A 222-nucleotide genomic window follows, 5' to 3' on the forward strand; every position below is an offset into this window, starting at 1 on the left:
CCCGCGAACGGCGCGAGCAGGGCCAGTGACAGGGCCGGGACGGTCAGCACGAGGGGTACCAGGGCCGCGCTGCCCGTGACGCCCTCGAAATGGTCCTGCATGCGGGGCAGTACCGGCGCGAGGAGTACCGCGCCGAGGACGGGCAGACAGCTGCCGGTCATCAACAGCACGGCGGGCAGTCTCCCCCGTACGGCCGGGAATCCGGGATGGTCGCGGGTGGGC

Source organism: Streptomyces bobili (genome assembly GCF_002154575.1).
Taxonomy (GTDB): Bacteria; Actinomycetota; Actinomycetes; order Streptomycetales; family Streptomycetaceae; genus Streptomyces; species Streptomyces bobili.